General features: G+C 61.2%; 2 protein-coding genes. Both read right to left on the reverse strand.

The genetic code is table 11. The features are described 5' to 3' along the window. Window positions 1-550 (reverse strand): recombinase family protein (locus tag IVA81_RS11425; protein WP_247316426.1); only part of this gene is annotated, 550 nt, incomplete at its 3' end. After that, the coding region (locus IVA81_RS11430; protein ID WP_247316428.1) for a recombinase family protein at window positions 492-825 on the reverse strand (334 nt) is incomplete at its 5' end. The genes IVA81_RS11425 and IVA81_RS11430, both read right to left, overlap by 59 nt.

Raw genomic sequence — 825 nt, forward strand, 5'->3', positions numbered from 1 at the left:
GCGGCTTCATGACGCGCAGGACCTCGTTACTGATCGCCGTATCGATGCTCAAGCCGCTGATCGAAATGCAGCGCGCGGCACCGTGGTTCGTACGCGCACTGTAGCAATTGTAACGGCCAATCTTGCCGCTGTAGTGCACATGGAGCTTGCGGCCGCAGTGGCCGCATCGCAGCAGTCCGGGCAGCAGCAGCTCGCCTTTACGAGCTGCTCCGCGAGCGAGTGCGCTGCTCATGCCGGTCGCATTGTTGGCGATTACCTCGAGGTTGTGCTCGAACTCGTCCCAGGTGATATAGGCCGCGTGGTGATCCTTGATCAAGACATCCCATTCGGCCATGGGCTTTTGCACACCACGCCGGACATGCTTGCGTCCACCTTTGACACTCACACGGCTCGTCGTGCGCCCGAACGCGTAGACACCTGCATAGATCGGATTGGTCAGGATGTTGTGCACGATGTTGTAGGCCGGCAGTCGCCACACGACGCCGTGCGCCTCACCTTGGCGCGACTTGACCGGCAGCTCGATGCCCTCCTCTCTCAGCCAGATGTGCACCTGTCTTGCACTTTGCAGCTCGGCGAACTTGGTGAAAGACCAGCTGCAGGGCGTCCTGCACGCGTTTGTCCGGATTCTTCTCTATGCGATCGCGACCAATCTTCACATAGCCGGCGGCGACACCGAGGACCAGCGCGCCGCGGCGCGCCTTCTGCTTCAGCGCTTCCTGCGAGCGCTGGCGGAACATCGAGAGTTCAAGCTCGCTCATCGTGCCCTTCATGCCAAGCAGCAGCCGATCGTTGGGATGGCGAGGATCGTAGATTCCGTCCTCGTCG

Origin of the sequence: Bradyrhizobium sp. 141 (assembly GCF_023074055.1) — a bacterium.
GTDB lineage: Bacteria > Pseudomonadota > Alphaproteobacteria > Rhizobiales > Xanthobacteraceae > Bradyrhizobium.